Source organism: Kocuria marina (genome assembly GCF_000786655.1).
Classification (GTDB): Bacteria; Actinomycetota; Actinomycetes; order Actinomycetales; family Micrococcaceae; genus Kocuria; species Kocuria marina_A.
Genome location: NZ_JROM01000056.1, coordinates 1 through 15,192 on the forward strand (window position 1 = coordinate 1; position 15,192 = coordinate 15,192).

9 protein-coding genes are annotated in these 15,192 nt (G+C 67.6%); 3 read left to right on the forward strand and 6 right to left on the reverse strand.

What is annotated here, in order from left to right; all coding sequences use genetic code 11:
• Nucleotides 1-80 precede the first annotated feature (80 nt).
• Nucleotides 81-1,562 carry an ATP-binding domain-containing protein gene (locus AS25_RS12335; RefSeq protein WP_035965500.1) on the forward strand — a complete coding sequence of 494 codons (1,482 nt, stop codon included), beginning with the start codon at nucleotides 81-83 and terminating at the stop codon, nucleotides 1,560-1,562.
• 6 nt (nucleotides 1,563-1,568) lie between these two features.
• On the opposite strand, the gene AS25_RS12340 is transcribed toward AS25_RS12335, so the two are convergent.
• Complete coding sequence (locus AS25_RS12340; protein WP_253270582.1) at nucleotides 1,569-2,939, reverse strand: amino acid permease; 1,371 nt, start codon at nucleotides 2,937-2,939, stop codon at nucleotides 1,569-1,571.
• Between the two features lie 346 nt (nucleotides 2,940-3,285).
• Here AS25_RS12340 and AS25_RS12345 point away from each other — a divergent pair, with 346 nt between their 5' ends.
• A complete protein-coding gene (locus tag AS25_RS12345) occupies nucleotides 3,286-4,845 on the forward strand; it encodes an AbgT family transporter (protein WP_035965503.1) in 1,560 nt (519 codons plus the stop codon).
• Between the two features lie 91 nt (nucleotides 4,846-4,936).
• Here the strand turns inward: AS25_RS12345 and AS25_RS12350 are convergent, their stop codons facing one another.
• Nucleotides 4,937-7,741: a hypothetical protein gene (locus tag AS25_RS12350; RefSeq protein WP_156960993.1), complete on the reverse strand. Its 2,805-nt coding sequence runs from the start codon at nucleotides 7,739-7,741 to the stop codon at nucleotides 4,937-4,939.
• Between the two features lie 260 nt (nucleotides 7,742-8,001).
• Here AS25_RS12350 and AS25_RS12355 point away from each other — a divergent pair, with 260 nt between their 5' ends.
• Entirely contained in the window at nucleotides 8,002-10,122 is a 2,121-nt protein-coding gene (locus AS25_RS12355; protein WP_035965505.1) for a glycoside hydrolase family 15 protein, read from the forward strand.
• Nucleotides 10,123-10,134: 12 nt separating this feature from the next.
• On the opposite strand, the gene AS25_RS12360 is transcribed toward AS25_RS12355, so the two are convergent.
• From AS25_RS12360 to AS25_RS12375, 4 genes are all read right to left on the reverse strand, one after another.
• Complete coding sequence (locus tag AS25_RS12360; protein ID WP_035965506.1) at nucleotides 10,135-10,923, reverse strand: IclR family transcriptional regulator; 789 nt, start codon at nucleotides 10,921-10,923, stop codon at nucleotides 10,135-10,137.
• A gap of 148 nt (nucleotides 10,924-11,071) precedes the next feature.
• A complete protein-coding gene (locus AS25_RS12365; RefSeq protein ID WP_035965507.1) occupies nucleotides 11,072-12,322 on the reverse strand; it encodes a M24 family metallopeptidase in 1,251 nt (416 codons plus the stop codon).
• Between the two features lie 47 nt (nucleotides 12,323-12,369).
• Nucleotides 12,370-13,149, reverse strand: a complete 780-nt coding sequence (locus AS25_RS12370; protein ID WP_052160982.1) for a creatininase — start codon at nucleotides 13,147-13,149, stop codon at nucleotides 12,370-12,372.
• Nucleotides 13,146-14,939, reverse strand: a complete 1,794-nt coding sequence (locus tag AS25_RS12375; RefSeq protein WP_084118210.1) for a BCCT family transporter — start codon at nucleotides 14,937-14,939, stop codon at nucleotides 13,146-13,148. The genes AS25_RS12370 and AS25_RS12375 overlap by 4 nt, the downstream gene beginning before the upstream one ends.
• Nucleotides 14,940-15,192: the final 253 nt, after the last annotated feature.

Genomic DNA, 15,192 nt, shown 5'->3' on the forward strand with positions numbered 1-15,192 from the left:
TTCCCATTCGCCAGTTCCTTCGGCATAACTCCATCCTCGTTTCCAAGGTCAGGAGCCTCCAACAAACTCAGGGCGCTTCAATGCTCACCAACGACCCCTCCGACCGGTGGGTCAACGGCACGATCGCCAAGGTGGCCGACCACTTCTGGGAGGACGGCGAGCTCGTCGTGTACATCGAGCTCCCCGACGGTCACCTGGCCAAGGTCGAGCCCAACCTGTGGGAGGTGACGCGGCCCGCCGTCGAGCACGGAACGCTGCGCCACGACGTGATCGGGACGTACACGCAACTGCCGTTCCGCCTCGCGTGGGCGGTGACCATCCACAAGAGCCAGGGGCAGACGCTCGACAACGTGGTGGTGGACCTGACCGGGGGCACGTTCGCAGACGGCCAGTTGTACGTGGCGCTGAGCCGTTGCACGTCCTTCGAGGGGCTCGTGCTGCGGCGCAACGTGTTGCCGCGCGATCTCAAGGTGGACCAGCGCATCCGCCGCTTCCTGCGCTCGGGATCCCGGGACGCGGATGTGAGCAAGGGCAACGTGTACCTGGGGATCTGCAGCGTGGGGGACGTGGGCGAGCGCTGGCGGCCCCGGCCCGTGGAGCTCGCCCTGGTCACGGACGACGGCCTGGAGCTGAGCACCCTGGTCAACCCCACGCGGGACATGGGGGACGCGCGTAGCGCGTACGGGATCACCGCGGGTCAGGTCCAGCTCGCGCCCCTGCTCACGGACGCGTGGGCCGCGCTCGCCCCGCACCTCGCGGGTCGCGTGCCCGTGGGCGCGGACATCGACCGCCAGCTCGGGTACCTCGATCACGAGCTCAAACGCACGGGGTACGTCACGCACATGCCCCTGGGGTACGACGTCGCCGCGGGGCGCGTCTCCGCCCAGCAGCGCCGCGGTCTCGGGGCGGCGACGGCGCTCGAACGGGCCCGCGCGGTGCGTGAGATCGCGGCGTCGTCGGGCGTCACGGAGGGGCTGGCCGATCCGTTCCCCGAAGCGCAGGACCGGTCGGGCTATCTCATGCCCCGGCCGGACGGCGTCACCGAGTTCACCGTGCGGTGCAGTGCGGACACCGCGGGGCACCCGGGGGTGGTGCTCGCCCAGAAGTTGCGGGAGGCCGGGGAGCGCGGGCGGTTCTCCGCGCAGAGCCTCGCGGTGGTGCGGGCCGTGGAGAAACACACGGGTGAGCACATCCTGGACGCGGAGACCGACGCGGCTCAGGGCATCGAGGCCGCCCTGGTGCCGGGTTCACGGATCTGTTTCACCGGGACGGTGATCGGCCCCGACGGGCGGGAGATCTACCGCGAGGACCTCGAGGACATGGCCGTGGAGCGCGGGCTGCAGCCGGTGGCCAATGTGACCAAAACCCGCTGTGACGTCCTGGTCACCGCGGAGGACGGCTCGCAGTCGAACAAGGCCAAGAACGCCGCGAAGTGGGGCACGCCGGTGTTCACCGCCCGGGAGTTCACGGCGTGGTGGCGGGGTGAGGCCACATCCGCCGGCCCGGAGTCGGCCGCGGAAGCGGACGTGGTGATCCGACCCCTGACCGATCCGCCCGGCTGAATCGGGTTACCGGGAACCGGTGGCTGCGGGATCGACGGCCGCAGCGGCGTCGTCGGGCAGGACCGTGCGCTCGCGGCCCTTGCCGCGCACGAACGTGAAGAACACCGCCGTCATGATGGCGAGCCACGCGAGCCCGGCGAACAAGGCGATGCGGGTGTCCGGGGTGAAGGCGAGCAGCACGATCACGAACGCCATGAACGCGAGGGCCACGTACGTGCTCACGCGACCGCCGGGCAGGGGGTAGGAGCTGCGCGGGGCACCGGCGCGGGCGCGCTCGCGGGACATGCCCAGGTGGGAGACGAGGATCATGATCCACACCCACACGGTCGCGAACGTGGCCAGGGACGCGATGATGAGGAACACGTTCTCCGGGATCACCGCGTTGAGCACCACGCCGATCAACAGCACCACGGCCATGAGCGCCACGGTGAGGGTGGGCACGCCGCTGCGGCCCACGTGGGTGAACGCGCGCGGCGCGTGGCCTTGCTGCGCGAGCCCGTAGACCATGCGCCCGGAACCGAAGATGTCCGAGTTGATCGCGGAGATCGCCGCCGTGATGATCACCGCGTTGAGGATGTGGGGTGCGAACGGGATGCCCAGGGAGTCGAAGATCTGCACGAAGGGGCTGACCTCCCCGGTGACCTCGTTCCACGGGAAGAGGCTCATGAGCACGAACAGGGTCAGCACGTAGAACAGCAGGATCCGCACGGGCACCGTGTTGATCGCGGCGGGGATGGTCTTGGCGGGGATCCGGGCCTCACCGGCGGTGATGCCGATGGTCTCGATCCCACCGAACGCGAACATCACCACGGAGAAGGACAGCAGCAGACCCGTGAACCCGTTGGGGAAGAGGCCGCCGTGATCCACCAGGTTGTGCAGTCCGGGCGGGGTGTCGGAGGGGACGGCGAAGCCGAAGAGCAGGATCGCGAAACCGCCCACGATCATGAGGATGATGGCCGTCACCTTCACGACCGAGAGCCAGAACTCCAGCTCACCGAAGACCTTGACGTTGAGCAGGTTCAGGCCGGTGATCAGCAGCACGATGGCCAGCACCCAGATCCACTGGGGTGTGTCCGGGAACCAGAACTGCATGTAGATGCCGAACGCCGTGACGTCCGCGAGGGCCACGATCGCCATCTCGAACACGAACGTCCACCCTGTGATGAACCCGGCCAGGGGGCCCAGGTAGCGGCCGGCGTACTGACCGAAGGAGCCCGAGACGGGGTGGAGCACGGCCATCTCACCGAGCGCGCGCATCACCAGGAACACCACGGCCCCGCCCACGATGTACGCGAACAGCACCGCGGGGCCCGCGGTCTGGATGGCCGAGGCCGAGCCGTAGAACAGCCCCGTCCCGATCGCCGAACCGAGGGCCATGAAACGGACGTGGCGCACGGTCAGTCCGCGTTTGAGGGCGGCGGGGAATTCGCTCACGGGCGGTCCTTATCGAGGGTTTCCAGGTGGTGGCCGGGACGCCGCACACCAGGCGCGGCCGGATCCGGGCCTCTAGGAGATTACACCGGGCGCGCACCCGCCCCGGCTCGTGGGGGCGAGGGTGAACGGGGTGCGCGCCGGGATGCAGGTGCGCCGGCGGAACAGGACGCCGGCGTATCGGTGACAAAGGTGCGCCACGTCACCACCGCAGAGGCGTAATCACGTGTCATGGCCCCGCGGTTGCGTACGTTGGGCGCAGCACGACTCCGCCGGCAGAACGGAACCAGAGATGTCCTCGTCCACGCCCCGTGCCCGCTCGCACGGCACACAGAAGGGGACCGGTGGCCTGCTCCGGGTCCTGAACTGGATCGAATGGGTGGGCAACAAGCTCCCCGATCCGTTCTGGTTGTTCCTCCTGCTCGCGGGGGTCGTGATCCTGCTCAGCTGGATCCTCTCCGCCGTGGGACTCAGCGCCGTCAATCCCGCCACGGGCGAGACGGTGGCGGTCACCAACCTGTTGGCCCCGGACGGGCTACGCAAGATGGTCGCGGAAGCGGTCACGAACTTCGTGGAGTTCCCGCCCCTGGGTCTCGTGGTCGTGATCCTGTTGGGCGTGGCCGTGGCCGAACAATCCGGGATGCTCTCCGCGGCGCTGCGCGGTTCGGTGTCCCGTGTGGGACCCAAGTGGCTGACCTTCGTCCTGGCGCTCACGGGCATCACGGGTTCCATCGCCTCGGACGCGATGTACGTGGTGCTGATCCCCCTGGGTGCGCTCGCGTTCAAGGCCGCCGGTCGGTCCCCGGTGGTGGGGCTCGTGGTGGCGTTCTGCTCGGTCGCCGCGGGCTTCAACGCGTCCCTGTTGCCGACGGCGTCGGACGCCCTCCTGGGTGGCATCACCACCGCCGCCGCGGGGCTGATCGACGACAGCGTGATCGTCACCCCGGTCTCCAACTACTTCTTCACCTTCGTGTCCTCGCTCGTGCTCGCGGCGATCATCACCCTGGTCACGGAGACCGTCCTCTCCAAACGTGGTGCGGCACTCGAGGAGGACACGGACACCAAGCAACAGAACATGGGGGACTTCGAGGACATGCGCCTGAAGCCCCGCGAGAAGCGGGGTCTGCGCAACGCCGGCATCGCGTTCGCCATCATGCTCGCGATCTACCTCGCGGTCCTGTTGATCCCCGGCTCACCCCTGCGCGCGGAGGACGGTTCCGTGCTGATGTCCCCGCTGCTGCTCAACGTGGGCATCGTGATCGCGGTGATGTTCGCCGTCGTCGGCTGGATCTACGGACGGGCCGCCGGGACCATGACCGAGGCGCGACAGATCCCCGAGGCCATGGCCAAGGGACTGACCACCGTGACCCCCGTGTTGGTGCTGTTCTTCGCCGCGGCCCAGTTCACCGCGTACTTCCAGTGGTCCGGGATCGGGCCCGTCCTGGCGATCTACGGCGCGGATTTCATCGGCTCCCTGGGACTGCACCCCATCCTCACGTTCACGGGCATCGTGGCGATCGTGGCCGTGATGAACCTGCTCATCACCTCGGGCTCGGCGCAGTGGACCCTGCTCGCGCCCATCATGGTGCCCATGCTCATGCTGCTGGACGTCTCCCCGGAGATGACCCAGGCGCTGTTCCGGATCGGGGATTCCCCCACCAATGTGATCAGCCCCGTGAGCCCGTACTTCGCTCTGGTCCTCGGGTACCTGCGCCGTTACCAGAAGGAAGCGGGCGTGGGCACGCTCATCTCCCTGGTGCTACCGGTCTCGATCGCGATGCTCATCGGGTGGTTCCTGCTGTTCATCGGGTGGTACCTGCTGGGTCTGCCGCTGGGCCCGCAGGACCTGTGAGGCCCGGCGTATCGGCCCATGCGTGAACGGCGCCCCTTCCCAACGTGTGGAAACGCGTGGGAAGGGGCGCCGTTGCCGGGGAGGTCGGAGCTCAGTCGTTGGCGTTGATCGTGAGCTCGTCCCCGGACACGCTCACGGTCCCGTAACCGGAGACGCTCGAGGTGGTGTCCCGGTCGGTCCAGTCGGCGGGCTCGTCGTCGTACTCCTCGTTGTACTGGTAGTCCAGCCGCACCTCACCGGAGCGATCGGTCGAGAAGGTCGCCTGGCTCCCGTACGAGGACACCGAGTAGGTGGGGTAGCGCTGGATGCTCCACCGGGGATTGCGGTAGTCCTCGTCGTCACCGTAGATCGAGTACCCGAACGGGCAGCCCTCGGGCTCGAACTCCGTGCTCTGGGCACACCTGTCCAGAGTCGCGTTGAGCTGCTTGGTCACGTCCTCCTCCAGGGCGGGCGTGAAGGACGGTTGGAAGGACATCACGGGCGCGGAGGACGGCGAACCGGCGCGGATCTCCGCCACCTGGTCCCCGCCGTACGTCACGTACTTGCTCGAGGAGCCCACACCCACGGCGTAGTCACCCGGCAGCACCGTGTACTCCACGGTGTGGGGCTGGCCCTGTGCGTCCACGGACACCTTCTTCCCGTTGACGTCGAGCTCACCGACCCCCGCGGGCACCTCCACGGTGAGCGCCTGGTACAGGGGCACCCCCGCGGTCTCGTCCACGCGCCAGGACTTGAACAGACCGTCCCGCGAGTCGCTGACCATGGGCAGCGCCACGGGCGTGGTGACGCCGTCCTGGGTCACGGTCGCGTTGACCGTGGCGCGGTCCCCGTCGATGGCCGTGTCCTTGATCTCGTACGAGGAGATCCGGTTCTGCGCCGCGCCGTAGACGTCGTCGGTGAGCAGGGCGCGCTGACCGCTGCTCACGTTGGGATTCGCGATCTCCGCGGCGTGGGAGGCATTGCCGTCCGTGACGGATCGCAACAGGTCCTCGGCCTGGTTGTCCGGGCCGAACACAGTGCGGCTCAGTACGGAGAACACCACGGTCGCGAGCACGGCCAGCAGGATCAGCGCGCCCACGATGATCGAGATCAACCGGATCCGCTTCTTGGTCGCAGGGTCCATGGGTGCGCGCTGCGCGGGCATGCGCGTGGTCGCCCCGGGATCGTCGTAGCTCGGCAGCACCCGGGTCTCATCGCCGCTCCCGGCGTGGGGTCCGGAGTACGCGGAGGGCGCGTACGGCGTCGCGTCCTGCGTGGCCGTCGTCGCCGGTTCGGCGCTCGGGTGCTGCGCGGACGACGTCGCTGCGGTGGCTTCCGGAGCGGGCGTCACCCGGGTGCCGGACCCGGCGAGCCCCGCACCCGCGAGTCCCGCGCCACCCATGGCGGCCGCGGAGGCCACCACGGCCGCCCGGCCCCGGGAGCGCTCCGAACCGCGCAGTCCGCGGGTCACCCGGCGCGGCAGGGTGTGCATGAACGCGGGCACCACGAAACGGGCAAGCAGTTCGATGATCACGCCCCACACCAGGAACACGAGACACGTCCAGCCGGCCGGCCGCAGGCTGAACACCGCGTTGCTCGAACCGACCATGCCCCCGGAGGCATATCCGCCCACGCGCAGCAACCACAGGGCCAGCAGGCCCAGCAGGAAGTAGGTGGCGGGCAGTACCGCCCACGCGAGCGGGGTGCGTGCCACACGCTCGTCCAGGGGACGCACGTGCGCCCACGTGATGGCCGCACACACCGCGGACACGAGGGCCAGCAGGAGGCACAGCACCACGGCCCACACGGGGACGGTGCCTTCCGACCACAGGTAGAACGCGTCGGAGCGCCCGGTCAGTCCGGTGAGCGACGTCGCCGCCCCACCCGCCGTGAGCGCGGACAGCAGCGAGAGGACGAACAGCCAACCCACTGCGATCGGCAACCAGAACAGGGCGGAGAAGCCGGCGGGGGCGCCACCCTCGACGAACGCGTAGATCAGCAACCCGAGTCCGGCCACGATGCCGAACACCGCGAACTGGACGGCGATGGGCCGCAGCGCCTGCAGCACGCCGGGGGTCGAACGTTCGGCGCCGACGACGATGCGCCCCGGGGAGACCTGGGTGGAGCGCACGTTCAGGGCGGCCGCCACGCTCAGCAGGCCCACGAGGAACAGGACCGGGAAGAGGCCCCCGCCCAGGGCCGTGAGGCGCACGCGGATGTCCGAGGCGAAGAACGGCACGTCCAGGCGCAGCACCGTGAGGGCGGTGACGACCAGCGCCAGCGCGGCCCACGTCAGTCCGCTCACGGCGGCCATGAGCCACTGCACCCCGCGGGTCTCCCCGCGCATCCGGGTGGAGAGCTTGCGCGCGATGAGCCACGCGGTGAGGATCCCGCACGCCAGGGCGAAGTACTGGGGGACGGTGATCCCGGCGGAGGCTCCCTCGCCCCCGAAGCTGAGGATGAGCCGCAGCGGGACCAGGGCCGCCATGGCCGCGAGCTGGAACGGGACGGACAGGATCCAGCGCAGCCCGGAGGTGTCGGTGTCCAGGCCCGTGGCGCTGCTGATCTCGTCATTGAGGCGGTCGGTCGTGGATCCCCCGTCCGAGTCCCCCTGCAGGGCGAGCCCCAGGATGCTCAGCACCAGGGCGATCACGATGCCCCCCACGGTTCCCACGTAGCCGCCCACGCCCGCGAGCACGGGAACCCACCAGTGCCGCGCGGTCATCGTGGACAGCGCCGCCGGGGGCCGGTGGCCCGAACCCCGGACAGCAGCGGCGTCGTGCTGTACTCCGGGATCATGCTGTGCCCCGGGGTCGTGGCGCGCGGCCCCCGGTGATGTGGTTGCGGACAATTCTTCGGTGTCGTCGGGACCCGGTTCGCGGGCCTCGCCCGCCGGGTCGTGCGCCGATGAAGGCATTCGTTTCTCCCCTGAATCACGCGATGAAAGCCCAAGAACCCACCTGGGCAATTCCTGAATACCAGAAGAATGCGTACGGAAAGCGCCGGGCTATTCGATCGGGGGACAGGTCCGTGAATAAGTCAGTATTTGACGTGTGCGCACGGGGTTCCGGCGAGGTGTACCGGGACGGCGGCGGGTCGTGTCCGGTGCGGCGTCATCATCCGGCCACGCACGTCACCGAGGGACGGGGCCCGTGACCGTGATGATTGAATGGGCCCATGAGTACCCCTCTGGAGGACTACGCACTGCTCGCGGACCTGCACACGGGGCCCCTGGTGTCCCGGGACGGGAGCATCGACTGGTTGTGCTTCCCGCGCTTCGACTCCCCGGCCGTGTTCTGCGCGATCCTGGGGGACGAGGACAACGGTCGCTGGCGGTTGCGGGCCGTGGACGGGGAGGTGGTCTCCCGCCGTTACGTCCCGGACACGTTCATCCTGGAGACGGAATGGAAGACCCCCACGGGGCTGGTGCTCGTCACCGATTTCCTGCCGCCCAGTGACGACCACGCGGATCTGGTGCGGCGCGTGAAGTGCCTCGAGGGCACGGTGCAGGTGGAACACGACCTGCGGATCCGCTTCGACTACGGCCGGATCACCCCGTGGGTGCGCCGGGTGGACCTGGACAATCCCGCCGACGGGGGCGATCACGCGAAGATGGGCGATTCCCCGTCCCACCCCCACCCGGTGGGCACCTCGGACGTACCGCACCGCAGCGCCGAGGGGCACGGGGAGGACGGGCCCGACGAGCGTCGTCGTCATGACCGCGACGTCCACGGGGACGGGGACGGGTACGACGCGCGCGCGGCGAGTTGGTACCGCGGGTTTCGCAACCGGGTCCACGACGCCGCTCACGACGCCGAGGCGAGCGAGACCGTGGGCCAGGGGCTGCTGGCCGTGGCCGGCCCGGACGCCCTGCTGCTGACGGGGCCCGCCCTGGAGCCGTACCAGCTCGGTCGGGACGACCAGGAGGTGGAGGTCGCCCATGGCGAGGCACACGGACCCGGCGCGGACATCCGCGCCCTGGAGGGGCTGCGCCGCGGGCACCACGGGACGTTCTCCCTGGACGAGGGGGAGCAACTCGACTGGGTGCTCACGTGGAGCGAGTCCTACCGGGAACTGCTCGTCCCCGCGGACCCGGAACGTGCGCAGCGGGCCACCCACGAGTTCTGGATGGACTGGTCCTCCGCCGTGGAATGCACCGGTGACTACGGGGACGCCATCTCGCGCTCGCTGCTCGTGCTGCGTGCGCTGACCCACTCGGAGACCGGGGGGATCGTGGCCGCGCCCACCGCGAGCCTGCCCGAGGACTTCGGGGGCGAGCGCAACTGGGACTACCGCTTCACGTGGCTGCGGGACGCCGCCCTGACCATCGAGGTGCTCGTGCAGCACGGCCACCGCCACGGCGCCCTGCTGTGGCGCGACTGGCTGCTGCGCGCCGTGGCCGGTGACCCCGACCAGCTGAAGATCATGTACGGCGTGGACGGGCGGCGCAATCTCACCGAGTACGAGCTCGAGCACCTGAGCGGCTACGAGAACTCCCGGCCCGTGCGGATCGGCAACGGCGCGGAGGACCAGTACCAGGCGGACGTGGCCGGCGAGGTCATGATCGCGCTGGCCACCCTCCGGGACAACGGGGTGGAGGAGAACGACTACTCGTGGGGCCTGCAGTGCAACCTCATGTCCTTCTGCGAACTGCACATGGACGTGAAGGACAACGGGATCTGGGAGATGCGCGGGGACACGCATTTCTTCACCCACGGCCGCGTGATGATGTGGGCCGCGTTCAACGAGGGCCTGCGCGCGGTGCGCGAGCACGGGCTCAAGGGGGATGTGGAGCGCTGGACCGAGTTGCGGGACCAACTCCACGACGAGATCTGGGAGAAGGGGTACAACGAGGAGCTGGGGATCTTCACCCAGACCTACGACAACACGGAGGTGGATGCCTCCCTGTTGCAGTTGCCCCAGACGGGTTTCATCGAGCCCGATCACCCGGCCATGCTGCGCACCGTGGAGCGGATCGAGCGCGATCTGCAGGGTGACTACGGCCAGGTGTGGCGCTACCGCACCCCCGAGTCCGGGGAATCCATGGACGGGCTGTCCGGACACGAGTACCCGTTCGTGATCTGCACGTTCTGGCTCGTGGAGCAGTACGCGCGCTCCGGCCGGCTCGACGACGCCCGCGAGCTCATGCGCACGACCGTGGGCTTCGCCTCGGATTTGGGTCTGCTCTCCGAGGAGTACGACGTCGCTCAGCACCGCTTGGCGGGCAACTTCCCCCAGGCGTTCAGCCACCTGGGGTTGATCCGTGCCGCGGACGCGCTGCGGGAGGCGGATGAGTGATCGGCCCGCCGCTCAGGCGCCGGTGTGGCCCATGCGGCGGGAGATCTCCGTGGCCGCGAGACTCACTGCGTGGCACATGTGCCGTGCCTGTTCCTCGCCCACACGGAAACGCGGCGCAGCGACCATGAGCCCGGCCACCAGATCGCCCCGGTGGTCCCGGACCCCGGCGCAGATGCCCACCTCGTCCACGCAGGTCTTGCCGTAGTTGAGTGCCACTCCCGAGAGCCGGACCTTCGCCAGTTTCTCCAGGTAGTTCGCCACGTGGGGTTCGTCCTGGACGGGTAGCTCTGTGGCGCCCGACACCACCAGGGACCGGATGCGCGGTTCGGGTTGGTCGGAGAGGAACAGTTGGACGGAGGCGCTGTACGCGGTGGTGTACCGGGTGCCCAGGGGAGAGGTGTGCTTGATCGGGTGCGGGCTCGGCAGTTGTTCCACGCACACCGCCTCGAAGCCGTTCCACAGTAGCAACGCGGTGGTCTCTCCGGTCTGCGCCGTGAGTTCCTGCATATGCGGGTAGGCCACCCGCCGCACGTCCATGGTGGCCAGCAGCGGACCGGACACCGTGATCAGCCCCATCCCCAGGCGGAACTGGCGGGACGCGGGGTCCTGCTCGACCACGTCCGAGTTCTCCAATGTGGCGAGGATCCGAGAGACCGAGGACTTGTGCAGCCCCACCCGGTTTGCGATCTCGGTGACCCCCAGAAGCGGCTCCTCCGCCGAGAAGCAGCGCAGAACGGCCAGGGCGTGGTCGATCACCGAGCTGCCTTGCGGCCGCCCCGGTTGCTGGGAGGATGCGCTCATGGGTGTTCCGTCCTTCCGGAGGGGTGGGCAGTGGGCCGGGGTGCTCGGTACTGAACGGGTGGGGGCTGTGAGACGGTGCTACCGCCCCACGGCCCCCACCCGTTCGGCACCGCACCTCCGTGCGGGGTGCGGTGCCCGGTAGTGCGGATCAGGCGTCCACGATGTTCTTCTCCGGACCGTACGGGAACTTGGTGATGTTCTCGGCACCATCCTCGCCCACCACCAGGATGTCGTGCTCACGGTACCCGCCCGCCCCGGGCTGACCCTCGGGGACGGTGATCATGGGTTCCATGGACACGACCATTCCCGGTTCCAGAACGGTGTCGATGTCCTCGCGCAGCTCCAGGCCCGCCTCGCGACCATAGTAGTGGGACAGCACACCGAAGGAGTGCCCGTAGCCGAAGGTGCGGTTGGGCAGCAGGTTGTGGGAGACGTAGATCTTGTTCAGTTCCGCGGCGATGTCCTTGCAGACGGCGCCGGGCTTGATGAGTTCCAAGCCGGCCTCGTGGACCTCCACGTTGATGTTCCACAGTCGCAGGGATTCCGCGTCCGGCTCACCCAGGAACAGGGTGCGTTCCAGGGCCGTGTAGTAGCCGCTGGTCATGGGGAAGCAGTTCAGGGAGAGGATGTCCCCGCGGCGCAGCTTACGGGTGGTGGCCCAGTTGTGGGCGCCGTCCGTGTTGATCCCGGACTGGAACCACACCCAGGTGTCCCGGATCTCGCTGTCCGGGAAGGTGCGGGCGATCTCGTGGACCATGGCCTCGGTGCCGGCCAGCGCCACCTCGTACTCCATGACGCCTTCGCGGATGGCCTTGCGGATGGCCTCGCCACCCAGGTCGCCGATGCGGGCGCCGTGCTTGATGACCTCGATCTCCTCCGCGGACTTGATCGTCCGCTGACGCATGGAGTCCTGGGAGACGTCCACCAGCTCGGCGTCCGGGAAGGTCTCCCGGAAACGCCGGCGGATCAGCTCGGGCATCGTGTCGTCCTCGACACCGAGGCGCTTGGCGGTGATGCCGCGTTCCTGCAAGGCCTGCTGGACACCGTAGTAGAAGTTGTCACGGCGCCAGTCGGTGTAGACGATGTTCTCGCCGTAGCTGCGCCGCCACGGCATACCGGCGTCGATGTTGGCCGTCACCGAGACGGAGTCCTCGGGAGTGACCACGAGGGCGTACGAGCGGCCGAAGTAGGTGAACAGGAAATCGGAGTAGTACTTGATGCCCTGGTAGCTGGTGAGCACCACGGCGTCCAAGTCCTTCTCCGCCATGATCTGGCGCAGCCCGCCCAGCCGGCGCTCGAACTCCGCGTCCGAGAACGTCAGGGGCGTCTTCTCGCCGTTGTGCAGGACCTTGAGGCGCTCCAGGTCGGACACGCTGGTGGTGGGGGTATCGGTGGACATTATTTCTCCTTCGTGTGGTGTGGATGTCCGGACTCGAGGGCGTATGGTCAGCGCTCGAGCCCGAGTTCGGTGGAAAGATCGGTGGCCAAGTCCGCAACGGTCTGCTCGAACAGCAGCCGTCCCTTCTGCGCCGTGGAACCGCTCGGCGCGGACAGTGCGCCCGTGTGCGGGGTCCGTTCCGGAACGACCGGTAGCCGGTCGAACCGGGGGAGCAGGGCGGGGCCGTGTTCCACGGCCTCGTCCATGTGCACCAGTTCGGGGTGCAGATGGAGCATGAGGGAGGTTTCGAGGACTCCGCCGTGCTCGATGTCCCAGCCGGGGAAGCCCTGGGGGTACACGGTTGCGAGGGTGCTCTCGGAAACGTAATCCCAATAGGACAACAGCAGGACCGATGGGCCGGCAGGGTCGGACAGGCCGAGTTCACGCAGCGCCAGGTCCACGCCCTCGTAGAGGAATTGGTAGTTCTCGTAGTGGCCGTTGAGGAACACGACGTGACGGACACCTTGGTGCAGGAATGAGCGGGTGATGTCCCGGGTGATGCCGATCAAGTTATCTGCATCGAGGCTCAGAGTGCCCCGCAAGTGGTTTCCCCCGCCGGACTTCTGTTGGGATTTGTACCCGTAGTTGAGGGTCTGGGCCACCTTGGCACCGGTGCGCTCGGCCACCCCGAGACTCACGGCGGTCGCGAGCAGGCTGTCCGTTCCCAGGGGGAGGTGGGACCCGTGTTGTTCGAGCGCCCCCACGGGGACCAGGACGGTGGTGCGTTCGTTGTCGAGCCAGTTGGAGAATTCAGGTGCCGTGGCATGTGCGAGCAGGGAAGTTTTCACGCGTGTCCCCCTTTCATGGGATCTTCATCCGGCGCGGTGGAAGGCCGGCGGGAATCCGCGACGGAGGTGTCGGTGAGGATGGGCATCTCTCCGGTGGGGAGACCGTGCTCGTCCACGTAGTCGTCCTCAGGGCGAGGATTCGGGTCGTTGATCTCTTTCTCGAGTCTCCTGCTGTCCTTGGTCCGTGTGACCAGCCTGCGGATCAGGTTGGCGATCATCAGGAAGATGATGAAGGAGAAGGGGAAGGCCCCGATGATGGTGCCGGTCTGGACCGTGTCGACCACCGAGGTGCCACCGATGGACAGGAGCACGGTCGCCACGGCGGCAATGCTCACAACCAGGACCACCCGAAACCACGGACCGGCCTTCCGGGGTGCGGACACGAACTCGGCAAGCGCGTAGGTCCCTGAGTCAAGGCTGGTGACGTAGTAGGTGGCCACGAGGATGGTGGCCACCACCAGGAGGATCCCTCCCACGAGCGGGACCATTTCGAGCGCTGCGAACAGACCGGAGGAGGTGTCTGCGGCGACCTTATCTGCAATTTCACCGCTGCTTTGCTGGTTGTAGTACACCGCGGCGGATCCAATGATGCCGATCCAGATCATGACGATCAACGACGGGATAATGGTCACGCCCAGGATGAATTCCCGGATGGTGCGACCACGGGAAATCCTGGCGATGAATCCCCCGACGAAGGGGGAGAAGGCGATCACCCAGCACCAGATGAAGACTGTCCACGGTCCACTCCAGCTATCGGACCAGCTCTCGAGCGGGGCACCGGCTGTGCCGGAGTCGGACCAGAAGCTCATCGGGATGAAGTTGTAGATGAAGGTACCGAAGGTCTGCGTCAGGTTCGAAAGAACGAAAACGATGGGGCCGAAGAGGAAGACCCCCACGACCAGCACGATACTGAGCACCGAGTTGGCCTCGCTGATGCGCTTCATGCCCTTGTTGACCCCGACGAATGCCGAGAAAGCGGCGAACGCGGCTAGTGCGACGATGACGATGACCCATACGGTGATGCTCGGCTCCACGCCGGTGAAGGTGGACAGGCCGCTGGTGAACTGCATCACGGCGAAACCGAAAGAAGTCGCGAGACCCAGGACGGTGGCGATGATGGCCAATAGTTCGACAATCACGCCTGCGGAACGCTGCAGGGGTGCGGGGAGGATGTCAACGGTGGCCTCACGGAAGGTCAGGGTCTTCCCCAGATTATGGTGGGAGTAGGCAAGGCAGATGGCAACCACGCAGTACATCGCCCACGCGGTCAATCCCCAGTGGAAATAGGCCCAGACCATCCCGGGTTCCCCCGGGCTGTCGGAGCCGGGGACCACGGGAGCCTCGTCGCCCAGCAGCATGGGCTCGGCAACGGACCAGAAGATCAGTCCCACGCCCTGCCCGCAGGCGAACAGCATCGAGTACCAGGCGAACTTGCTGTGCTCGGGCCGAGCCTTCGGGCCGCCCAGTCGAACCCGGCCGATCTTGCTGAACGCCAACCACGCGCACACTGCGATGGCCGTCAAGGAATAGAGCACGAACCACCAGGTGAATCCGGAGGTCACCCACGTCCGAAGATCGTTGATGACGCGAGCCGACCCGTCGGGATTGACGCTGACGGCCACGATGACCGCGATGATCAACAGCGGGGGCAGGACCGTGATGATCGTTCGATCGACCGGTGGGATCACCCGTCCTCGGAACCGTGGAAGCGAAACCTTCAGCTGCTGATCTGCCTCGGGCACTGCTTCGCCCGTGCGGTCCGTGACCTGCTGGTCTTTAGTGCGGGCCATGGGGCCTCCTTCCATCGACGGCGATCTCGCCGACGACCGTTCGCTAAAAATGCAGGATGGCTGGCTGTCCACCGAAGTTGCATTCGGCAATACGGTGTTGCAAATAAAGTGCACCACACCACAGTGCCTTGGTCAAGGGTGCCAGCAGATCTGGGTTCTTTTCTTCATACGCACGTAATCTCCCCACGAAACGTTGATGTAAGCGGAACCTGTACGCAACCCTGTTGCAACACTGGTCAGTTCTGCGACCCAA